A 23,064-nucleotide genomic window follows, 5' to 3' on the forward strand; every position below is an offset into this window, starting at 1 on the left:
TCGGATCGCGCCAAATCCAGTAGGGCACGACGATATAGCGAGAGAGAAATTGAAACCAACCCCTGTCTTGCAAGGAGTTGACATAAGTGTTGAACCAACCGTCCTGCATTGGATTACCTCTTAGAAAACGGGCACGGGGTCGCTTCCCGCAATTTACTGGAAAATTCGTAGGTCTTCAGCCTGACATGCAGCACCGGATCATCAGAAAACGCGATCCCATCTGTTAGGAGCCCCGGATTGAAACTGAGCTTCTCGTTATCTGCAATCTGGTCTTCGGGGATAGCATCAACGGTAAGCGTGCCCATCATGATCCGCTTGCGATGCGGTGGCCAAGATCGGGTGGAATCGTTGAAATCATCACCCACCTCTCCGATGGTCATCATAAGGGAAAAACGGGCCGTTTCATTCGCTAATCTGTCCCTGAGTTCTTGCCGCAAATAATCGTCATCGGGCGTTGCGTTTGGATCGGTGTTTAAAACCCCTGCAATGGGCTGCCAGGAAAAACGCACCCAGCGGCGCGTTCCATCTGGAGCCGTCACAATAAACGTATGTACGGCGTGATAGGCTGCGCGGACATAGCTGACAGGCGCACCAATCTGCGAGGCCTGCAATACGCTAAGCTGTGCATATTCATGTTCATCTGCGAACTGCAACGCACCCTCATCGGGACTGATCGTTTCGCCTGGGTAGGGATCACGTTCCGGCAAGATCAGCTTCAACAATCCTGCGATTTTTTGCCATGGCGTCTGGCCCTTATAGGGCTTGGGTGCCGCCATTTCAGCAAATTCCAGAAAGGTTTCAGGCGTTGGCGCAAAGAACTCTGGCAAGGTCATTGAGATCAGATCGGTGTCAGTCCCATCCGGCAGGTGAAATCGTACGGCCATGCCGCGCACATCGGACCACCCATCATGCACAACCGCACAGCCTGACCCGTTTGAAAACCGGACGATTACGTCGGTCTTTTCGGTGTCAAAGTGTTTTGCGATGCAGAAATTTTTGGCAATGGGCGAGGGTTCGAAAAACCCGGTGGCACTAATGCCAATGGTATGTACCGGGCGCAACGCCTTGTCGCCATCGGGGCGTTGTAAGGCAAACACGAGCTCTTCGGATATTTCGGAATCCTGCATTGATACCCTTCAGTTAATAAATTGTTAACAGCAATGGAATCACTCTAGAAAGATCCCAGACAAAAGCAACAGCGACCGCAACAGTTGCACAGTGGCTGTGAGGGTGACGGTAATTCACCAGCGTTGCAGCATCTCAATTGCCCTCTCCCAATGCTTGGTTTGCTTACTGGCTTCTATTGCCTGATCCATGAGATCGTAGGATTCCGGTTCATGCGTTGCGAGTCCGACCACCTTGGGTAACGGCGGGTTCAGCCGGACCAAACGATCTTTCAACACAAGGCGGGCCATCCAATATTGGTTTTCGGCGGATGTGGTTAGCATCATTTCGATCAATGCGCCTTTCGGCGCCTTTGAGGTGACGCCGAACCATTTCAATAGCCCCCAATCATCGGGATTCTTGACCATATCTTCGGATATATCCGCGGGCTGGAGCCCGGTACCGATTGATAACGCTTCGACATTTTCAAGGTGCTCGGCCTGATTGGCGGCAATCGCGACATTGATGCCGTTCAACACAGGGTTGTTCGCGAACATACCGCCATCGGCGAAATACCCGTAATCGGTGTCTTTGGTGCGGATAAGATGCGGTGGGAAATATGAAGGGGCCGCCGCACTGGCCAATGCAATGTCCAAAAGCGGGACGTCACGCATGTTCATCCAGCTTTCATATTGCAGCTCTTGATTTGTGATGGTGAAGGGCGCCCAGCCGATGTCGGCGCTGCGGTTCAGACAGACTGTATTGACGGCCAGAACCAGGTCAGTCGGTAACGATGAAAGTGTCCGATCGCCCACCAGAGTATGGCCAATCTCAACAAGCCCTGACGCATCATATTGTGCCCCGGTGATGCCCGGACCGCCGCCCAGCTTGAACCGTTTGAGCAATTCATCAAAGGCTTTGTCAACGATCCCCTGTTCATTCACGCGAAACAGCGTATCCGCGTCATCGCGGTAGTGTTTGGCAAGAACACCGATAAGATCGCCAGTATCTTTGCCCTGTGCGCGACCATCGGCCAGTGTAACCGCAATCAATCCACCGGTGGATGTACCTGCAAATCCGTCGGCCTTGTCCAGAAACCCTGTTTCTGCGTGCAAATCCTGCAATAGCCGGCAGGTCAGATATCCTCGAATGCCACCCCCATCGCAGGAGACCAATTTAAATGGCATAGGTACGTTCCAAAAATACTTTTGTTAATTCGTCCCACGCAGGTTGATGACAAATTATGGCTTTCTTAAGTTTCCGTGAACTTAATTTTCCAGTTTCTGCAGGATTGCCTCAAGCGTCTGCGCAATTTCGGTCAAATCGGTTTGTGTTGCGGTTGTTCCGGTGCTGCCGGATGCTGGGAGTGTTTGTGCAAGGGTGGCCCGTTCATCCCGGGCGGTATTTGCATTTGTGGCAAGCCGCGCCAGCGCACGGTCCACATTCCCCATTTGTTGCTGCAGACGCGCAATATCGGCCGCAGCAGTGTCTAAGGCGTCCATGCGTTCAGACAGTGCATTGATCCGACCAGTCAGATTGACCAATCCGCGCTTAGCCAGAGCAATTTCATCCATCACCAAGGTGGATGGGGCAATTTGACCATTTTCAGTCGTGATGCCCTCGACGGCATCCTGCAAGCGCGAGATGCGCCCGGTCTGATTGCCAAGGCCCCGCACAATTAGGTCGATCTCTTGTCGCAGACGTGCATTGTCTGCACCTTCAGGCATATCGTTTGAGGCTGGTCCGGTGGCGTTTGCTTCAAGCGCACTGATCCGGTCCTGAAGGCCTGCAATCTCTTGGGCTGGCGCGGAATTGTCGCTTCTGTCTCGTTGCATTAGCGGGACAAAACCAATGTAGGTTGCCACAATAAGGGCGGCGGCGGATATCCCCAGGGGTAACCGGTTATCCTTCAAAACATCGGACATGATGGCATCCTTTTGGTGGTCAACACGCTGTCAAAGCCTGCCGCCTCTTCAATGCTTTGATCAAGATGGTGGAACGTTCGGATCGGACAAAAGCAGATGAATGGTTACGCGATGATCCCTTCTGGCATTCTCGAAAACCGGTTTCTTGATGGAGCCTGAAGACAGCGGTTGCATCTAACATTTGCAACCGCACGACGGGGGAGGATGCGATTGTCATTCATCATTGATGCGATCTTTATTGGCGTGTTGCAGGCATCTCCGCTTATCCTCGCGGCGATGGGCTTTACGCTGATTTACTATCTGAATGGCTTCATCAATTTCGGATATGGTGAGGGCATCACATACGGTGCCTATTTCGCATCTTTTCTGAACGTCTCTTTTGGTCTTAGTTTCTATCTTTCAATTGTCCCTGCCGCCATGATGACCGGGGCGCTCAGTGTGCTGACCTACCTGTACGTATTCCGTCCGGCGACCCAGCGCGGTGTCAAACCAGCGGAACTGATCATCCTGTCCGTGGGTCTTTCCTTTGTTTTGCGCTATGGTCTTATATTGATGGTCGGGGCCGAGAATGTCTTTTTGAACGAGCCGCCGATAGCCTTTTTCACCTTCGCCGGAACGGGTGCGACCAGTCTGCAGTTTATTGCACTTATTTTGGTCTTTACCTTCGCATTTAACCTTTACTGGCTGATCTACCACACCGGGTTTGGCGAAAAGGTACGTGGATTGGCGGACAATCCCGACCTTGCCCAAGTCAGTGGCATCGATCCGCATCGCGTGTCGATTTATGTCTGGTTTATCGCGGGCGCGGCGGCTGGGCTGGCTGGAATTTTTCAGGGCGTCTTTGCCCTCGTGAACCCGTTGATGGGCTGGAACCTGATCCTGATCACCGTCATGGTTTCGATCATTGGGGGCGTTGGCAGTGTTCGCGGCGCACTGGTTGCCGCTGTCGTCGCGGGTATCCTGACCGCTGCGATTACACTGATCACAAAGCCGCTTTACGCAGAGGTCGTCCTACTGTCTGCGTTTATCCTGATTTTGTGGCGACGTAGCCCGAGGTTGGCGTAGATGGCTTATCTGATTTTCTCGCTGTCTTTGCTGTTGATCTATGTTGGGCTGGCGTTGGCGTTACATGTCCAATTCGGGATGCTGGGCATCGCTAATTTTGGCGTTGTTGGCTTCTGGGGCCTTGGTATGTACGCGATGGGCATTTTGCAGGTTCAGCTGGATATGTCTTTTGTGGACGCGCTGTTTCTTGTTCTCATTTTGTCGGTGGCCGTGTCTTGGCTGATGGGCTGGCTGATACTGCGATTAGACCCGCAGGCGACCCTATGCGCGACGATTGCTTTTGCGGCGATTATTTCCCTGCTGATTGTCACCGAAAAATGGGTAACAATGGGTGTCGTTGGCCTCGGCACGATCAGATATCCGTTTCGGATCGGAGACGGGACCGAGTTTCTCTATTTTGTATTTTTGGTTGCCATTGTTGTGGGTCTGCAGGTCTTGATCTTACGCTTGCATAAGTCGCCCACGGGCAAGCTGCTGAAGGCCATAAGGGACAATGAAGGGCTGTGCGCGTCGCTGGGAAAGAACACCTTTCAAGTCAAAATGTTTTGGTTTGTCCTCGCTTCGATTGTCATGTGTTTGCTTGGTGCACTGTCCGCCCCGCTGAACCAGTTCTTGACGCCGAATATGATGGTTCCGTCCGTGACCTTTGCAGTTTGGATCGCCTTGGTTCTTGGCGGTAAAGAGCACGCGCTGGGCGCAGTGATCGGGGTCTTTGTCACATTTGGCATTTTTGACATTCTGATCGAAACCTACGCGCCGGTCTCGCCCGACTTGGCGGTGGTTGTCCCGAACATGAAACTGTTCCTTTATGGCCTGCTGCTTATGGCGGTTCTGATTTATCGTCCAACTGGCCTGCTGGCACCCACAACGCCACCTGAAAAGGTTTGGCAGGAATTGCTGCGCACAGGAAAAACCGCCTTTTCGGGGGCGGCCACTTTGACGCAGCGTGGGGTTGAGAAGACCAAAGAAGCGCTTGGAAAAAAATCAGAACAATCCGGCGGCAACGACCCCGCAGGCAAGTCATGAAGCTTTCGGCAACCAACCTGACCAAATCCTATACAGGGCATACCGTGCTCGACATCCAAAATGCGCAGTTTGGAGGTCACGGGATTGAGGGTTTGATTGGGCCAAACGGGGCCGGGAAATCAACCTTGCTTGGCTGTCTGACCCGGCGTATCGCGGCCACGACGGGGGATGTTCGGCTTGAGGATGACGCAGGTACATCCACATCGCTTATGGGCGTGCAATCGTATGAGGTGGCACGCAAAGGATTGGTGAAAACCAACCAGCGCATCCAGAATTTTGACAGTTTGACGATCCGCGACAGCCTGCGCATGGCGGCAACGCCATCAGGCAAACAGGATTGGCGTAGCGTCTGGCGTTTGGCCCCGCCTGACGATGTGCTCGAAGCAGAGATTGACGTTCTGTTGTCCCGTTTTCCGTTCAGCGACCCAGATGGTTACGCCATGTCGGGTGGCGAAAAGAAGCTGCTGGATATTCTGCGCTGTGTGATCGTAAAGCCCAAGATGCTGCTGATGGACGAGCCCACCGCCGGGCTGCCTGATGAAATCACTAAGGACGTGATGAAGCTAATGCAGGAAATGGTGGATGCCGGCGAGATGACGGTTGTTATCATTGAACATGATCTTGATCTGATTTGGGCCAATTGCTCTTATGTGCACTTCCTGTCCGAAGGATCGATCCTGTTCGAAGGAAAACCTGATGCGGTGAAGAAAAACCGTGTTGTCGCTGAAAAGTATATGGGGGTCTGAACGATGTTTGACGTCCAGAACCTTGGCAGTGGATACGGCGATGTACAAATCCTGTCGGATCTCAGCTTTGAAGTTGGCAATGAAATTTTGGCGGTTCTGGGGGCAAACGGGGCCGGCAAAACTACACTTTTGTCGACCCTGGCGAAGGTCGTGCCAGTGCGCGAAGGATCGATTGCCTGGCAGGGACAGGACGTGTCCGCGACACCCGCTTATGAGCTGTCAAAGCGTGGCATTGCTTATGTTCCGCAGGAAGGCAACGTCTTTCCAAACCTGTCCGTGGCGGAAAACCTGTCTCTTGGCGCCCTAGTCGGTACGCGCTCCAAACAAGAGCGGTTGGACGAGGTCTACGCACTTTTTCCGCGCCTAGCGGAGCGCAAGGATCAAACCGCTGGCAGTTTGTCGGGCGGTGAAGGGCAGATGTTGGCGGTTGGCCGTGCCTTGATGCAGGATCCGCAGCTTTTGCTGCTGGATGAACCCTCGGCCGGACTGTCCCCGCTCTATGTCGATATCTTGTTCGAAAACATCGCGCAGGCCCGGAAGTCCCGCAATATCTCCATCATTTTGGCCGAGCAGAACGCAAAAAAGACACTCGAAATCGCCGACCGTGTGCTCGTTTTGAGTTTGGGTCGGATGCATTTGCTTGAACCCGCAAAGGGCTTGAGCATGAAGCGGCTGATGAAAGCATATCACATCTGACGTCAGCCCTAAAAAACCGCGCGAAAGCACGGAATCTGGGAGGAAAACATGACTACAAAATACTTATTGTCTACGGCAGTTGCAGCGCTGACGCTCACGGCTGGCAGTGTTTCAGCGCAGGATATCAAGGTTGGCCATCTGACTTATCATACGGGCGAGTATGGTGGGTTTGGTGAATTCTTTGATGCGGTCACGGATTTTGCGCTTGAGGTGATCAACGAAGACCCGCCCTTGGGCCGTCCGTTGACGCCGATCCATCAGGATATCGGCACAATTGGCGAGGCCCGCGCGGCAAGAAAGCTCGTTGATAGTGAAAACATCGATATCCTACTGAACGCGGCCCATAACTATCAGTCTTATCGGGATTACATCCTTGATAAGGTGGATGAGGCTGGCGGGCCATTGCTACCATCTGTGCATGGCGGCGCGATTGAGGCCGAATTTGGCGGCGTCGAATCAGAGCCGCTATTCCGCGGATCGCCAATGGATTCGGCGCAAGGTGCTGCTGCGATCTTGCACGCAGCGAATGCAGGCAAGCAGAGCATCGTGCTGGTTGCGACCGAAGTTGCTGGATCACAATTGCAGAAGAATGCGGGCGTCATTGCTGCTGAAAAGCTTGGAATGGATGTTCTGGCAACGATCGACATCCAGCCCAACCAACCGAACTATCGCAGTGTCGTTAGCCGTATCGCAGGGCTTGACCCTGATGCGGTTGTCGTCTTCTCGGCCCCGGCGGATGGGGGTGCTTTTGTCAAAAACGCGGCCGAGGCAGGCAATAGCTGGTTCATCGTTGGCACGCAGGAATGGCAGGAGCCGGGCTTTATTCAAACCTTGACGGCAGATGCGGCCGCTAAGCATGAAGAGGTCGTTCTGGCGGCCTATTCAAACTCTGGCAGCCCGGCATGGGATTACTATGAACCGACGCTAAATGCGTCATCCCATGCACCGCAGATCGGTGACGCGGGCAACTCCTACGCCATGCAATACTATGATCTGCTTGTCTCGACGGCACTGGCTATCGAAAAGGCCGGCACCACGGATTCTGCCGCTTGGACCGAAGCCATGTACGAAGTAACCGGGGGAGACGGCAAAATCGTCTACACCTACGCCGAAGGGATCGAGGCAATCAGGGCCGGTGAGGCGATCAATTACGACGGCGTGACCGGATCGATGGAATATACTGGCACCGGTGTTCCGGCTGGCATCTTCGGTATTTTCCGCTGGCAAGGCGAAGAAAGCCTTGAGCAGGTCGCCTTGGTTGACGGCGACGCTGTTCTGGAACTTGATCAATAGACACATCGACGTCGCTTTTGATACGGCCCCAGTTTTTTCTGGGGCCTTATTTTTGGCAAAAACTACGGATCAGAGCCGCAAAAAACAGACCTATAGCAATGTCGTCGCACCCCTCGTGATCCGCGAATCGTATCGGGCAGGTTTTGATCAGAATTGGACGGCCCGGAACAATCTCGGGCTGCACTAGGGAGGAACCAATGAAAAATTCTTTGAAACTGGGTGCGTCCGCGATCGCCATGACAGTGCTTGCCGGGGCCGCTTGGGCAGATGGGCATACAGGACCATTGAAGGTTGGCGTTCTGGCAACGCTTGAAGGCACCTACACAGCGCTTGGCGAAGACGGCGTGCGCGGCATCCGGACCGCTTTGGAAGCGGCTGACAACATGGCAGGCGGTAGAGAGATTGAGATCATCATCCAATCTACCGACACCAGCCCGGACAGCGCGGTCCGCGGTGCCCGGAAATTGGTTGAGCAGGACGGCGTTGAGATCGTGATTGGGCCATTGTCAGGCTCTGAAGGGATCGCGATCCGTGACTTTTCAAAGACCCAGCCAGATGTAACCTTTATCAACGGCTCCTCTGGTGCGCTTGAAACGACCTATGTTGATCCTTCTGAAAATTTCTTCCGGTTCAACACGGATGGCGGACAGTGGTCCGTGGGTCTTGGCCGATATGTCTTTGAAGAAAAAGGCTGGGAAGTCGTCGCGACCGTTGGTGAGGATTACTCCTTTGTTTATACGCAGGTAATGGGCTTCACTAAAGATTTCTGTGAAGCAGGCGGCGAGATTACTGAACGTTTATGGGTTCCTCTTGGGACAAAGGACTTCGGATCAATCATTGCCGCGTTGCCTGATGATGTAGACGCGATCTATCTGGGCCTTGGCGGTGGTGACGCTGTCAACTTCCTAAACCAATACCAGCAGGCGGGCGGCGACGCGAACCTGATTGGCGGGACGATCATGGTCGATGGGACCGTCCTGAATTCGCGTGGTGACGCAAAGAACGCACTGATCGGCACACCGTCGTCGGGTCCACAGGCAGACACCTGGGATAACGAAAACTGGCAAAACTATGTGAAGCTGTATCAGGATACATTTGCCCCCGAAGATCGTTTCCCCAGCCCCTCTTTGTTGGCGACCACCTACTACAACGCAACCAGCGCTATGCTGCAATGCGTGAATGATGTTGGGGGTAATCTGGGCGCCGGGCAGGCTGATTTCCGCAATTGCCTGACTAACCTGGAACTGGAATCGCCCACGGGCACGATCCGTCTCGATGAGAACCGGCAGGCGATTGCGGCCAACTTCATCTCAGAGGTCGTTGAGCTTGAAGATGGCACGCTTGCCAATGAAATGGTGGGTATGGTTGATGAGGTGACGCAGACATTGGGTCTGAGCAGCGCCGCATTTGATCAGTTGGGCCTGCCATCACGCGATACGCCTGAATGTCTGGCGTCTTACGAATAAGATCTGACTAAAGACACTGGCGGCACCAATTGATGCCGCCAGCAATCCGGACGAATTTCCGTCCCTATCCCGCACCCCGGAAGCGTTGTTCGAGATGACCCTGATCACCTTTCAATCGCGCATACATTTTGCCACCGACGTGCTGGAAGAGGCGCTTCGTGCAGAACTTGAAGAAAGCGAACACCGCCGGGTTCTTGTGATCCATGATCAAAAGCAACCTGACGCACAATTGTTAGAGCGAGTTTATATCTCGCTGCCTGACAACGTATCGCGCGAAGTGGTCGCCATTGCGCCGGACCATTCCAAAGTTGTTACAGGCGAGCTGGGCTTGGTGCATGAAACGAATGAGCGGGTTGATGTCATCATTGCCCTTGGCTCGGCGCGTGCCATTGGTCATGCGCGCAAATGCCGCCAACTATTCGCGCAATCACGCATGGCAAGCCTTCCCCAAGAGGAAAGGCGTACGCAAAGAACGCAGGCATATCTACCTGATTTCTTCGCGATCCCCGGTGTCGATGGTATGCCCGACCCTTGTCTATCGGGCGGCGCGACTGCCAGTTTTAAGACCAGCCCACCCAATGTGATTATCTGCGATCCATCTGTGATCGCTAAATCAACCGAAACTGATATTGCAAACGCCTTTGCCAAAACGCTTGGCCGTTGTCTGGGTACGTTTGCGGGTTCAAATTTCAACCCGCTTGCTGATGGTATGGCCGCAGAAGGCCTGCGCCGTCTGGCGATGATTTTGCCGCAGGTCTATGAAAACCAAACGGCGCATCCGTTGATGCGCGATTTGATGGCTGCGTCCCTGATTGGATCAATATCGCAACAAAAGGGTCCTGGATTGGTCGAAGCGATCGCAAATGCGCTGACCCTTTTGACGCAAAATGATGTCGATACCGGCTCGCTACAACGCATTTTGATGCCACGCCTGCTGCATGATTTGCAGCTGATCTCGCGCCATGATGAGGCGCTGATCTTACGTCTTCTTGATGCCGAAGACGACGCTTCCCTCAGCCGGAGCATCGAGGAAATATTGGATCCGCTGCCATTGAATAGATCGCTGCGCGATATGGGGCTTGCCCTGTCCGATGTTCAAAAGGCGATCACAGCGGCCCAAGATCGCATTCACATGCCTGGGCCCGTAGCCAAACAAATACAGACCATCGTCGAAGACGTCTTTTGAAGGATCAACATGAAGCCGCTTTTCATTAACGGACAATGGCTTGAGACCGGCCATGCAACACCGAACATCAACCCGTCTAACACGGATGATGTGATCGACCTTTACGCCGAAGGCGGACGTGCCGAGGCCGAAGCGGCAGTTCAGGCCGCAACGGATGCTTTTACCGATTGGGCGTTTTCCCCGGTACAGCAGCGCCATGACGTTCTGAAATTTATCGGTGATGAATTGATGGCGCGAAGGCAGGAAATCGGCGAACTTCTGGCCCGGGAAGAGGGCAAGATATTGGCCGAAGCCATTGGCGAAGCTGAACGCGCAGCGCGTATCTTTGATTTTTTCGCGGGCGAGGCGCTACGGCTCAGTGGGGAGGTGTTGCCATCGACACGCCCCGGTGTGGGTGTTGAAATTACGCGCGAGCCGGTCGGTCCCATTGGGATCATCACCCCTTGGAATTTCCCAATTGCCATCCCCGCGTGGAAGATCGCGCCAGCCATTTGCTACGGAAACACGGTCGTCTTGAAACCGGCCGAGCTGGTACCGGGCTGTGCCTGGGCGTTGACCGAAATCATCAGCCGGTCGGGCCTGCCAAACGGCGCCTTTAACCTGGTTATGGGGCCGGGCCGGGTTGTCGGTGCGACCTTGCTGGAGACGCCGCAGATCAGGGGGTTATCATTTACCGGCTCAGTGGGAACGGGCCGGATCGTTGCAGAGGCATGTCTGCGACATAACCGTAAGATGCAGCTTGAAATGGGCGGCAAGAACCCGTTGGTGGTCCTCAATGATGCTGATTTAGAGGTGGCGACGGATGCGGCGCTGAATGGTGCCTTCTTTTCCACCGGTCAACGATGCACGGCGTCGTCTCGTTTGATTATCGAAGACGGGGTGCATAGCCGCTTTGTTGAGATGCTGACTGAAAAAACCCGCAATTTGCGCGTGGGTCCCGCATTGGACCCGGCAGCACAGATGGGTCCGGTCGTGGATCAGGTCCAGCTTGATCAGGATATGCGGTTTATCGAAGAGGCCCGAAAGGATGGGGCAAATCTGCGGGTGGGCGGCGCGTTGAAGCAATGTGAAACGCCGGGCTTCTTTCTTGAGCCGACGCTGTTTACGGATACTGCCCCGGATATGGCCATCAATTGCGAAGAGGTCTTTGGACCGGTTGCGACAACGGTTCGGGCGCGTGACTATGAACATGCGTTGGCATTGGCGAATGACACAGAATTTGGCCTAACTGCCGGTATTTGTACAACTTCCTTACGATATGCCACCGATTTCAAGCGGCGTGCGCAGGCTGGAATGGTCATGGTGAATTTGCCGACGGCCGGTGTGGATTACCATGTTCCATTTGGGGGTACGAAAGGCTCTAGCTTTGGTCCGCGTGAGCAAGGGCGTTACGCGGCTGAGTTCTTTACGACAGTAAAAACAGCCTATTCGGCCGCTTGAAAACCGTAGAGTCGGATCATCTGCATTCGTACCAAATAGTCTGTTTTGATGCCCGGACGGTTGATTCGAATCGAAATTCGGTACGATATGACTGGGCCTTCTTGGGAGGGAAGGCATTTCAGGGAGGACACCATGAGTACGGCGCTTGCTGTGTCGCATGGCTATTTTGGTCGTGCCGCCATTTACGATTTAAACAGACCCATTACAACGCATGCCCATCGTGAAGGGCACTTGATTTTTATGGTTGGTGGCAATCACGCAACCGTCACCATCGGCTCTCGCAGTTTCGAATGCGATGAAACTTTTGCCGCAGCTATCAGCCCTTGGGCGCAGCATTCGTTTGAGCCAGCATCGGAAGGAAGCACCCAATGCCTCGTCCTGTATATTCGGCCGATGTGGTTTTTGGAAAATACCGGATCGTCTGATTACGCGCTCAGTTTTGGGCGGGCGCGGCTGCAAATGACCGACACATTGAAAGACATGCTCAATCGTCTCGTCAGGCTGATGATGTCGGATAGTCTTGACCTGAATGTCGAGGATTTACTGATTGATCTGACCAGCCAATGCTATGAGGCATCCTGGGTTGAACGAACACGGCCATGCAATCTTCAGGCGCATCGCAGCTTCAGCGACTTTAGGGTACGCCGGTCGCAGCAGTTGATGAAAAATTACCTTTGCGATCACAATGGTCTTGATGCTTTGGCAAGTGAAGTTGGCCTGTCGCGCCCCCATTTTTTCAAACTGTTCAAACGTCAAACAGGCGTGACGCCGAATGTCTATTTCAACACGTTACGGTCCGAGCGTGCGATCGACGATCTGCTGTCGACGAATAAATCTGTCACCGATATCGCCCATGATCTGGGTTTCGCGAGCCAGGCGTCTTTTACGCGATTCTTTTCTTTGAACGTTGGCATCTCGCCGACCGACTATCGCCGGGTCGCGCGCATCAGCTAGGGCCGCAATTTAGCGACCCTCAGAAACCAGTGAATACTTCTGGATACGTTCAAGCTGGCTTCTCTCACTTAATCTGACCTTGTCCGGGTCGCCAATGCGCGTCCGGCAAGGGAGGAAAAATTCATGAAAGGTGCAGGAGCTTTCCTGACCCGCGATCTCTTCTTGGGGCCAAGAAGGTGAGAGTATTTGCGGCGCGGCATCCGATTTGGGCGGGGATCATTGTGATCGCCGTGCTGATCCTGCTGTACATGATTTTTGCGATCTGGCCGGAATGGCTGACCGACGGTATCGGATCAAAGAAGATCTTCCTGAACGCGCTCTTCAATGGGGTTACGCTTGGTGGTCTCTATTTCCTGGTGGCGTCGGGTTTTACCCTGATTTTTGGGCTTATGCGCAACGTGAATATGGCCCATGGCTCTTTGTACTTGCTTGGCGGCTATCTTGGATTCTTTATCGCTGATCAGACAGGTCTATGGTTGCTTGCCTTCCCGATCACATTCCTGATCGTTGGTCTTGTTGGCGTTCTCATGCAGATCTTTGTCTTCCGCAGAATGGAAGGGCAAGACTTGCGTCAAACACTTGTCACTATTGGGATTTCCATTGTGGCAGCGGACCTGATGCTGTGGGTCTTTGGTGGTGATTTTTATAACATTACACCTCCTTCCTGGCTGTCCGGTCCGATTGAAACAAACCTGATCACCAGTCAGCGTGTCCGTAGTTCGGGTGAGGTGGTGACCAGCTATCTAAAATACCCCGCTGTGCGCATCGTCATCTTTGGCGCCTCGGTGGCCATTGGAGTCGCGATGTGGCTGGTGCTGAACCGTACACGCGTTGGGATGCTGGTACGGGCCGGTGTAGATGACCGCGATATGCTAAGCGCCACAGGCGCGCGCATTCAGGTTGTTTTTCTGGGCGTCTTCTTCTTCGGAGCCGGTCTGGCGGGTCTGGCTGGCGTTGTCGGCGCCACTTTCCAATCTGCAGCCCCGGGTGAGGATGTGCGGTTCCTACTGGCATCGCTGGTTGTGGTCATCGTGGGCGGTATGGGCTCGATCCCGGGCGCGGCGCTGGGCGCATTGCTAATCGGTTTAGCCGAGCAATTTGGCTCGGTCTATTTCCCAACCTACGCGGTCGTTTTGACCTTTCTAATCATGGTGGCGGTGCTGGCATTCCGTCCCCAAGGCTTGATGGGAAGGTAGCGCGATGACGATGGAAACTGACGCAAGAAGCCTCTCAAGCCCAGATCGCAAGATGTGGGTCGAACGGGTGCCAGCCGCCTATTGGGTTGTGGGGTTTATCCTGCTGATCTTGCCATCCTTTGCCTCTGATTTTGTGATGTTCCAGATCTTCGGATGGACCTTCATCCTTGGCATGATCGCCTGTTCGCTGATGTTTCTGGGCGGGTATGGCGGTATGGTTAGTCTGGCCCAGATGACATTTGCTGGCGTTGCAGGTTACATGGTGGCGATCTTTGGTGACAGCGCCATTGATACGATCAGCCAAGGTTGGCCGTGGTGGGTGACAGTGCCGCTTGCCCTGCTCATAGCCGTTATTTTTGCGACGGCCATCGGATGGTTGGCCGTTCGGACCGAGGGCATCTACACCATCATGATCACCGTCGCGATAGCAGCGGCGTTCTTTTACTTTACGCGCCAGAATTACGACATCTTCAACGGGTTTCAGGGCTTTAACACAGTTGTTCCACCGCCTCTGTTTGGCGTCAACTGGCGTGATCCGATGCCGTTCTACTACATGACCTTGATGTGGGCGGTGATAACGTATTTTGCGATCGTCTATATCTCACGCGCGCCGTTTGGCCTGGCATTGCAGGGTGTGCGAGACAATCCGCGCCGCATGGCCGCGCTTGGGTATAATGTAACGGCACATCGGGTTGCTGCCTATGCGTTCTCGGCCATTCCTGCCGGAATGGGGGGGATATTGCTGACTTGGCAATCGGCCCAGATCAGCCCGGGCACCGTCGGTATTCAGCCTGCCATTGATATCCTGATCATTGCGGTCGTTGGCGGCATGGGGCATCCGATCGGCGCATTCATCGGTGCGTTTCTCTATGTTCTGCTGAAGACCTTTGCGATTGATGTTCTGATTGCCTTGGGCCTCAGCGGCGACCGGTTTCAGCTTTTGATCGGTCTTGGCTTTTTGGTGGTTGTCTATTTCTCAGAAGATGGCCTGATCGGAATTTGGCAGCGCATCAAGGACGCGCGGAACCGCGACCCACTAACAGGGGAGCCGCGGTTATGAATGGACCAAATGAAAGCGCCAATGCGTTAGAGCTGCGCGGGATGTCCAAAAGCTTTGGGGCCTTGGCGGCGCTGTCGGATATCGAACTGTCAGTTGGTCCTGGTGAGCGCCGCGCGGTGCTGGGATCAAACGGCGCGGGCAAGACGACCCTGTTCAATTGTATCACCGGGGATTTTCCACCCAGCGAGGGATCAATCCGCTTTTTCGGCGAGGACATCACCCGCTTTCCCCCGCATGAGCGTATCCGCCGCGGCCTGCGCCGGACCTATCAGATTTCACTGCTGTTCACGGGCCTTAGCGTGATCGACAATGTCTATCTGTCTTGTCTCGGCGTCAGCCGTGGCCGCTTTTCTTTCCTTCGTCCCCGGCGCAATGATGCGTTGGTGTCTTCTGCCGAAGAACTGACACAACGCGTGAACCTGTGGGACGAGCGGGACACGATTGTCAGCGATCTGTCCTATGGTCAGCAGCGCCAGCTGGAAATCGCGATGGCCCTGTCGGGCGCGCCCCGTTTCATCCTGTTTGACGAGCCCGCCGCTGGCCTGTCCCCGACAGAACGGCGCGAGCTGGTCGAGATTCTGACCAATCTGCCTTCCCATATGGGCTACATCATCATCGAACACGACATGGACGTGGCCCTGCGCGTTTCGGACTACGTCACGATGATGCATAACGGGCGCATCTTCAAAGAAGGCAAGCCTGCCGAGATCGAAGAAGACCCCGAAGTTCAGGCCCTCTATCTCGGGGGGGACGGACATTGAGCGCGCTTGAGGTCAAGGATCTGAACGTCTTTTACGGGCAATCCCATGCGCTGCAGGGTGTGAACCTGCGCCTTGATAGCGGTGTTCTGTCCGTTGTTGGCCGAAACGGTATGGGCAAGACCACCCTTTGTAAGGCGATTATGGGGTTGGTGCCGGTCGCCTCTGGCGCGATCACGTTTCAGGGGCAGGACATTGGCGGGCTGGGCCCATCCGATACGGCGCGGATGGGGATCGGCTATGTGCCGCAGGGTCGCCGATTGTGGCCCTCGCTGACCGTGGATGAGCATCTGAAGCTGGTGGAGAAGCGCGGCGGCGCCTGGTCGGTGGACCGTGTTTATGGTGTTTTTCCCCGTCTGGCTGAGCGCAAGACAAATGGCGGTGCGCAACTGTCAGGGGGTGAGCAGCAGATGCTGGCCATCGGGCGGGCCTTGCTGCTTAACCCCAAGCTTTTGGTGATGGACGAGCCAACAGAGGGCCTCGCCCCTGTTATCGTCAATCAAGTGGCCGAGATGCTGATCCAGCTGGGCGAAGAGGGCGACATCGATGTTCTTGTGATTGAGCAGAATATCGGGGTGGCCTGCTCTGTCGCATCCGAGATCGCCATCATGGTCAACGGCCAGATCAACCGTGTCATCGATAGCGGGGTACTGGCGAGCGACCGTGATCTGCAGCAGGCCTTGCTGGGTGTCGGGCGTCATGCCCATGACGAGACGGATGAAGCCAGCGCCACATCCGAAACAGAGGCCCCCGCCCACGCCAGCATCACCCGCATTTATATGTCGAACCCAGCGCAGCCCACGCGATGGACGCCAAATGTGCCTGTGCATGTTCTGGAAGGCCAGGCGCGCTCGGTCACTGATGTGCAGGGCGTAGCCGTCTCTGCGTCTGTGGTGCCCATCAGCGCCGGTTTGAACCGCGCCGCCCGGGCCGGGCATGGGTCTGTCTATGTGTGCGGTACGCTTGATACCAAAGGTGCCGAACTGACATATATGGCCGACTTCGTCCGCGATATGGGGCTCAAGGTTCAGACCGTCGATTTGTCGACCTCTGGCAGCGCTAGTACCGCTGATATTCCGCCTCACGTCATAGCCGCCTCGCACCCCAGCGGCGCAAGTGCCGTCTTTACCGGCGACCGCGGTACGGCCGTCGCTGGCATGACGATGGCCTTTGAGCGCTGGATTTCAAAACGCTCGGATGTGGCAGGATTGCTTAGCGCGGGTGGCTCCGGTGGCACGGCCCTTGTCGCACCCGGTTTCCGGTCTTTACCGGTGGGCGTGCCTAAGATGATCGTCTCGACCATAGCAAGCGGCAACACCGAACAATATGTCGGCCCAGCGGATATCGCGATGATGTATTCGGTCGCGGATGTGCAGGGGATCAACACGATCACCCGCGAGGTGCTGGCCAATGGAGCAGCCGCGCTTGGCGGAATGGTTCTGGGGCGTCAGCGCAGGAAACCTGCCACCTCCGAGGACAAACCGGCCATCGGGCTGACGATGTTCGGGGTGACCACGCCTTGCGTTCAAATGATCACCCGCGAGCTTGATGAAAACTATGATTGCCTCGTCTTCCATGCGACCGGCGTCGGGGGACGGTCGATGGAAAAGCTGCTGGACAGTGGCAAGCTGTCGGCGGTGATCGACATCACAACAACCGAAGTTTGTGACCTTGTGGCAGGCGGCGTTTTTGCAGCCACCGAAGAACGGTTTGACGCCTCGATCCGTTCCGGCCTGCCCTATATCGGGTCTTGTGGCGCGCTCGACATGGTGAATTTCAACGCGCCGGATACTGTGCCTGCGCATTACCGTGATCGCTTGTTCTATGAACATAACCCGCAGATCACGCTGATGCGCACGACCCCCGAAGAGAACGAAAAGATGGGGCGCTTCATCGGCAACAAGCTGAACCAGATGACCGGCCCCGTTCGCTTTTTCCTGCCCGAGGGTGGCGTCAGCCTGCTGGATGCGCCGGATCAGCCCTTTTGGATGCCGGAAGCGAATAAGGCCTTGTTCACCACCCTTGAGGCCACTGTGAATGCCACCGCGAATCGCCAGTTGGTACGCGTGCCGCACAATATCAATGATCCCGAATTTGCTGACCTGATCGTCCGGACATTCCGGTCGTATCACGGTCAACCCCGCCAAGCGAGAGGAGCTTAAGCCATGTATGACCGCAATGACCTTATGAAGAAATTCCGAGCCATGCGGGATGCGGGCGAGCCGATTATTGGCGGCGGCGCTGGTACGGGCCTGAGCGCGAAATGCGAAGAGGCGGGCGGGATCGACCTGATCGTGATCTACAACTCTGGCCGCTACCGCATGGCCGGGCGCGGGTCGCTTGCGGGCCTGATGCCATACGGCGATGCGAATGGCGTGGTGATGGAAATGGCGGGCGAGGTGCTGCCGGTCGTGGAAAAGACACCAGTGCTTGCCGGGGTCTGCGCCACCGACCCGTTTCGTCTGATGGATAAGTTTCTGGATCAGGTAAAAGCGGCGGGTTTTTCAGGTGTTCAGAACTTTCCAACCGTCGGCCTGATTGACGGCAATTTCCGCGCCAACCTGGAAGAAACCGGAATGGGCTATTCCCATGAGGTCGAAATGATCCGCATGGCCAGCGAACGGGGCCTTCTGACCACGCCTTATGTGTTCAGCGAGGATGACGCCCGAGCCATGGCTGGCGCAGGCGCTGATATCATCGTGGTGCATCTGGGCCTGACAACGGGCGGGTCTATTGGCGCGGAAACGGGTTGCACCCTCGAACAAGCCCCGGCCCTGACGGATGCCTGGGCCAAGGCGGCGCTGGATGTGAACCCTGATGCCATCGTGCTGGTCCATGGCGGCCCTGTCGCGATGCCCGAGGACGCCGATTACATGCTCAAAAACACCCAATATTGCCACGGCTTTTATGGCGCCTCTTCGATGGAGCGGCTGCCAACAGAAATCGCGCTGCGCGACCAAACTGCCGCGTTCAAGAAAATCGGACGCTGAGGAGACGACTGATGACCGGACAACTTATCGGACAACTTATTCTTTGGCTGATCATGGCCGTTATCGTGGTCTTCATCCTCTATTGGGTGATGAACTGGCTTTACCGGCGATCCACGAAAGAGGTCGCGTTTGTCAGAACCGGATTCTTGGGCGAACGGGTCGTCATTGATGGTGGTGCTTTCGTCTGGCCCATCATCCATGACATCACGCCGGTGAACATGAACTCGATGGACCTCGCGATTACCCGCGAGAAGGAAGAGGCGCTGATCACCGCAGACAACCTGCGCGTCGATATGGATGTTGAGTTTTACGTCAGCGTGCGCGGCACAAAGAAAGATGTCAGCCTGGCCGCCGCCACTATGGGCCGCCGGACTTTGGAACCAGAACGCCTGCACCGCTTGCTGTCTGGTAAATTCATCAGCGCATTGCGCACCGTTGCGGCCGAGATGACCCTGACAGAGCTGCACACCAAACGCGCTGCAGTGACCGCTCGGGTGGCTGAGCTGACCCAGGAAAGTCTGGATAAAAACGGGCTGGAGCTGGAAAGCGTCGCGATCACCGATATCGATCAGACCGACATCCAGTTCTTCAACCCGTCCAATCAGTTCGACGCCATCGGTTTGACCAGCGTGATCGAGTCCGTCGAGGCCCGCCGCAAGCTGCGCAATGACATCGAACAGGACACGATGATCAAAATTCGCGAGCGCAATCTGCAAGCGGAAAAAGATACGCTGGCGATTGAACGCGAGTCGGAAGAGGCGCGGCTAGAGCAGGAACGCGATGTTGAATTCCGCCGCGCGCAGCAGCGTGCCGAACTGGCCCGCGAACGGTCCGAACGCGAAAAAGAAGGCGAAGAAGCAACGCTGACCAACCGCGAGGCCATCGAAAAGGCCCGTATCGCGAATGAGGAGATGATCGCCGAGGCGCGCATCGCTTCTGAACGGAAAATTCGCCAGCAAGAGATCGAACGTCAACAAACCGTGGATCAGGCCGAGGTCGCCGCCCGCGAGGCGGTGGAAAAGGCCCGCATCGGTCAGGAAAAGGTGCTGGCCGAAACCCGCATCAAGACCGACAAGGATACGCAAGCCGCTGACATCGCGGCAAAAGAGGCGATTGAAAAGGCCCGGATTGCCCAGGAAAAGAACCTGACCGAGGCGCGGATTGCCAAGGATCAGGACACGCAATCCAAGGAAATCGAACGCCAGCGCATCGTGGATGAGGCGGATATCGCCGCACGCGAGGTGATCGAGAAGGCCCGCATCGCGCAGGAACGCGAAGTGACCGAGGCACGGATTGCACTCGAACGTTCTACCCGCGAACTCGAAATCGCCCGTAATCTGGCAATTGATGAGGCGACCATTGCCGCCCAAGAGGCCGCGGAAAAGCTGCGCATCGAACAGGAACGCACGGTAAATGCCGAGCGCATTTCCAGCGACAAGGCGACCCGCGAATTGGAAATCGCCCGGCAAGAGGCGTTGGAAGCAGCGGAAATCGCCAGCGCGCAGGCCACAGAGGCCGCCAAGATCGCCCGTGAAAAGGCATTGTCGGCAGAGCGTATTCTGGCCGAGCAGGACACCCGCGCCAAAGAGATCGAACGCCAGCGCGTGCTGGACACCCAGCAGATCGAAGCCACCGAGTCCACCTCGAAAGAACGGATTGCCCAGGAAGAGCGCATTCGCGCCCTTGAGATTGCCCGCAATCAGGCGCTGGATGAGGCCGAAGTTGCTGCGCGTGAAGCTGTGGAAGCCGCCCGGATCGAGCAGGACGCGCGTCTGACCGTCAAGCGGATCGAAACCGAGGAATCCACCACCGAACGTGATCTGGCCAAGGCCAGGGCCGTTGAGGCATTGGAGATCGCGAAATCCGAAGCGATTGAAGCGGCCCGCATCGCCAAGGAAAAGAAGATCGCGGCAGAGCGTATTGCCTATGAGCAGGATTTGCGCGAACGCGAAATCGCCCGGAACCGTGCGGTCGATGTAGCCAATGTAAATGCCTCCGAAGACGTGGCCCACGCACGGATCGAAGAAGAAAAACGCACGCGCGCGGCTGAGATCGCCAAGGATGTAGAGATCCGCTCTCGCGAAATCGAAAAGCAGGAAGCGGTCGAAGCAGCTGAAATTTCCAGCCGCCGCCTGGTCGAACAACAGCGGATTGAGAAAGAGGCAGAAACCACCGCTGAAAAGATCGCCCGCGACGAAAAGATTCGGTCGCTTGAGATTGCCCGTAACAAGGCGATGGATGCGGCGCAGATCGCTGCCGATGAGGCGATTGAAGCCGCGCGCGTGGCCAAGGAAAAGACGGTGGATGCCGAAAAGATTCTGGCCGAACAGGAAATCGACGCCAAAAAGCTCGAGCGTAAGAAAGCCATCGAACAGTTGGAAATCGCCCGCGTTCAAGCCCTGCGCGAGGCGGAAATCGCCAGTCAGGAAGAGGTGGAGCGCGCCAAGATCGCCTCGGAACGGGGTCTTGATGATGCCCGTATCGGCCACCAGACTGAACGTCGTCGCCTAGAGATTGCCCGCGAAAAGGCTGTCGAAGAGGCCGGGATGGAAAAGGCCATCGCGCTTTACCAAAAATCCCTGGATGAAAGTGCCGCAGCGGTCGAGGCTGAAAATGCCAAGGCCCGTGCGCTGGAAGCCGCCGAAAAGGCCAAGACAGCTGCCGAAACCGAAAGCGTCACCCGCGAGAAGGCGCTGGATATTCTGCGCGCCGAAAAAGAGGCCGAACGCACACGTCTGATCGCCGATGGCGAAAAGGTCCGCCGTGCTGTCGAAGCCGAGGCACAGAAGCTGATCAACGAAGCCGAAAACGTGCTGTCCGACGATGCCCGTCACGCCGTGTTCCGCCGCAAGATGCTGGAGCATGTCGAGGGGATCATCGCCGCCAGCGCCAAACCGCTTGAGAATGTCAGCGACATCAAAATCATGCAGCTTGGCGGATCGGGCACCCAGGGCCTCGAATGGGCCAATGGCGGTGGCGGATCCGGCGGCGGTGGGGGCGGTGATGGCCCCAGCCCTACCGATGAAGTGATGAACAGTGCGCTGCGCTACCGTGTTCAGGCCCCGTTCGTTGATAGCCTGATGAAGGATATCGGGATCGACGCCAAAGACATGGGCAAGTCTGACATCTTTCGCAATGCCAGCGACATGACGCGCGCAAACTCGGAAATTGCCCGCGCCAAAGCCCAGCAGGATAAGGCCAAGAAAGAGGATAAATCCTGATGGCGCGCGTCTTTGCTTCCAGCGTGATCGGCGCCCCGGCGGAACGGGTCTGGGATCGGGTCCGCGATTTCAACGGCCTGCCCAAATGGCACCCGCGCATTCGCGACAGCCGGATCGAGGATGCGTTGCCCGCTGACAAGGTTGGCTGCATCCGCAACTTTAACCTGCAGAACGGGGACAATATCCGCGAACAGCTGCTGGGCCTGTCGGATTACGACATGTTCACCACCTATTCGATTCTCGAAAGCCCGATGCCTCTGACCGACTACATCGCAACCTTGCGCCTGACGCCGGTCACCGACGGGGCCCGCACATTTGCCGAATGGACTGCTGAATTCAACTGCGCCCCCGAGGACGAGACGGACCTCGTCACAGGGATCGGGGGCAATGTCTTTCAGGGCGGGTTTGACGCCCTGAAACGCCACTTTGGGGGCTAACCCAAAGAAATAGGGAGGAAACCAATGAAGAAATTTCTTGCAACACTTGCCGTCACAGCCACCGCATCTGGCGCTTTTGCAGACGGTCACGCGCGTGAATTGCCACCGCTGGTCATGCAGCCCAATGCTGAGCGTGTTACATTCGAACATATCGACGCGCTCAACGCGTGCGACTGGGATCGCCTGATGGCGCAATACCCCGAGGAAGTGCTGATCATCCTGCCAAATGGTGCCTGGGTCGAAGGCCGCCCTGCTGTGGGAGATGTTTTTGCCGGGTTCTGCACCCCGCGCGAAGAGGGCGGTTTCATCGGCGCGACCTTCATCGCTGAAAAGGTCAAAACCGTTGGTGATACGGTCAACGTATCCTGGCGGGTTGAGGCCGACTGGCTGGCCGAGTCCTACAAGGGCGCCGACGCATATGTCACCCGCGATGGTCTGATGTACGTGCAGGTCACGACATTCGATCCGGCCGACATGGTCTTTGCCGAGTAACGGACAGGA

Annotated in this window: 20 protein-coding genes; 17 read left to right on the forward strand and 3 right to left on the reverse strand. The window is 55.9% G+C overall.

The annotated features are described in order from the left end of the window. Positions 1-113: 113 nt before the first annotated feature. From AABB29_RS06680 to AABB29_RS06690, 3 genes are all read right to left on the reverse strand, one after another. On the reverse strand, positions 114-1,127 hold the full coding sequence (locus AABB29_RS06680; protein ID WP_341367673.1) for a catalase: 1,014 nt from the start codon (positions 1,125-1,127) through the stop codon (positions 114-116). 114 nt (positions 1,128-1,241) lie between these two features. Then, on the reverse strand, positions 1,242-2,291 hold the full coding sequence (locus AABB29_RS06685) for a patatin-like phospholipase family protein (protein WP_341367672.1): 1,050 nt from the start codon (positions 2,289-2,291) through the stop codon (positions 1,242-1,244). A gap of 81 nt (positions 2,292-2,372) precedes the next feature. Then, positions 2,373-3,029 (reverse strand): hypothetical protein, encoded by a 657-nt coding sequence (locus tag AABB29_RS06690; RefSeq protein ID WP_341367671.1) that lies wholly within the window; start codon positions 3,027-3,029, stop codon positions 2,373-2,375. A 210-nt stretch (positions 3,030-3,239) separates the two neighbouring features. On the opposite strand from AABB29_RS06690, the gene AABB29_RS06695 reads away from it, so the two are divergent. The 17 genes from AABB29_RS06695 (at position 3,240) to AABB29_RS06775 (ending at position 23,055) form a co-directional block, all read left to right on the forward strand. Continuing rightward, a complete protein-coding gene (locus AABB29_RS06695; RefSeq protein WP_373636839.1) occupies positions 3,240-4,094 on the forward strand; it encodes a branched-chain amino acid ABC transporter permease in 855 nt (284 codons plus the stop codon). Next, entirely contained in the window at positions 4,095-5,120 is a 1,026-nt protein-coding gene (locus tag AABB29_RS06700) for a branched-chain amino acid ABC transporter permease (protein ID WP_341367669.1), read from the forward strand. Then, positions 5,117-5,866, forward strand: coding sequence for an ATP-binding cassette domain-containing protein (locus AABB29_RS06705; protein ID WP_341367668.1), 750 nt, complete (start codon positions 5,117-5,119; stop codon positions 5,864-5,866). The genes AABB29_RS06700 and AABB29_RS06705 overlap by 4 nt, the downstream gene beginning before the upstream one ends. 3 nt (positions 5,867-5,869) lie before the next feature. After that, on the forward strand, positions 5,870-6,562 hold the full coding sequence (locus AABB29_RS06710; protein ID WP_341367667.1) for an ABC transporter ATP-binding protein: 693 nt from the start codon (positions 5,870-5,872) through the stop codon (positions 6,560-6,562). A 48-nt stretch (positions 6,563-6,610) separates the two neighbouring features. Then, positions 6,611-7,855: an ABC transporter substrate-binding protein gene (locus AABB29_RS06715; RefSeq protein WP_341367666.1), complete on the forward strand. Its 1,245-nt coding sequence runs from the start codon at positions 6,611-6,613 to the stop codon at positions 7,853-7,855. Between the two features lie 197 nt (positions 7,856-8,052). Beyond that, the gene (locus AABB29_RS06720) at positions 8,053-9,321 is read left to right on the forward strand and encodes an ABC transporter substrate-binding protein (RefSeq protein WP_341367665.1); all 1,269 of its coding nucleotides are present in this window, start codon (positions 8,053-8,055) and stop codon (positions 9,319-9,321) included. Between the two features lie 94 nt (positions 9,322-9,415). After that, positions 9,416-10,507: an iron-containing alcohol dehydrogenase gene (locus AABB29_RS06725; RefSeq protein WP_341367664.1), complete on the forward strand. Its 1,092-nt coding sequence runs from the start codon at positions 9,416-9,418 to the stop codon at positions 10,505-10,507. Between the two features lie 9 nt (positions 10,508-10,516). Continuing rightward, a complete protein-coding gene (locus AABB29_RS06730) occupies positions 10,517-11,947 on the forward strand; it encodes an aldehyde dehydrogenase family protein (RefSeq protein ID WP_341367663.1) in 1,431 nt (476 codons plus the stop codon). Positions 11,948-12,079: 132 nt separating this feature from the next. After that, positions 12,080-12,901, forward strand: a complete 822-nt coding sequence (locus tag AABB29_RS06735) for an AraC family transcriptional regulator (protein ID WP_341367662.1) — start codon at positions 12,080-12,082, stop codon at positions 12,899-12,901. 176 nt (positions 12,902-13,077) lie between these two features. Beyond that, the gene (locus AABB29_RS06740; protein WP_341367661.1) at positions 13,078-14,097 is read left to right on the forward strand and encodes a branched-chain amino acid ABC transporter permease; all 1,020 of its coding nucleotides are present in this window, start codon (positions 13,078-13,080) and stop codon (positions 14,095-14,097) included. Positions 14,098-14,101: 4 nt separating this feature from the next. Continuing rightward, on the forward strand, positions 14,102-15,157 hold the full coding sequence (locus AABB29_RS06745; protein ID WP_341367660.1) for a branched-chain amino acid ABC transporter permease: 1,056 nt from the start codon (positions 14,102-14,104) through the stop codon (positions 15,155-15,157). Continuing rightward, positions 15,154-15,918, forward strand: a complete 765-nt coding sequence (locus AABB29_RS06750; RefSeq protein ID WP_341367659.1) for an ABC transporter ATP-binding protein — start codon at positions 15,154-15,156, stop codon at positions 15,916-15,918. Before AABB29_RS06745 ends, AABB29_RS06750 begins: the two co-directional genes overlap by 4 nt. Continuing rightward, the gene (locus AABB29_RS06755) at positions 15,915-18,077 is read left to right on the forward strand and encodes an ABC transporter permease (protein ID WP_341367658.1); all 2,163 of its coding nucleotides are present in this window, start codon (positions 15,915-15,917) and stop codon (positions 18,075-18,077) included. The genes AABB29_RS06750 and AABB29_RS06755 overlap by 4 nt, the downstream gene beginning before the upstream one ends. Before the next feature lie 3 nt (positions 18,078-18,080). Continuing rightward, positions 18,081-18,905, forward strand: a complete 825-nt coding sequence (locus AABB29_RS06760) for a phosphoenolpyruvate hydrolase family protein (protein WP_341367657.1) — start codon at positions 18,081-18,083, stop codon at positions 18,903-18,905. Between the two features lie 11 nt (positions 18,906-18,916). Further along, positions 18,917-22,126: a flotillin domain-containing protein gene (locus tag AABB29_RS06765; RefSeq protein WP_341367656.1), complete on the forward strand. Its 3,210-nt coding sequence runs from the start codon at positions 18,917-18,919 to the stop codon at positions 22,124-22,126. Next, positions 22,126-22,563, forward strand: a complete 438-nt coding sequence (locus AABB29_RS06770) for an SRPBCC family protein (protein ID WP_341367655.1) — start codon at positions 22,126-22,128, stop codon at positions 22,561-22,563. The genes AABB29_RS06765 and AABB29_RS06770 overlap by 1 nt, the downstream gene beginning before the upstream one ends. 24 nt (positions 22,564-22,587) lie before the next feature. After that, on the forward strand, positions 22,588-23,055 hold the full coding sequence (locus AABB29_RS06775; RefSeq protein ID WP_341367654.1) for a nuclear transport factor 2 family protein: 468 nt from the start codon (positions 22,588-22,590) through the stop codon (positions 23,053-23,055). Positions 23,056-23,064 lie beyond the last annotated feature (9 nt).

Origin of the sequence: Yoonia sp. BS5-3 (assembly GCF_038069655.2) — a bacterium.
In the GTDB taxonomy this organism is placed as follows: Bacteria; Pseudomonadota; Alphaproteobacteria; order Rhodobacterales; family Rhodobacteraceae; genus Yoonia; species Yoonia phaeophyticola.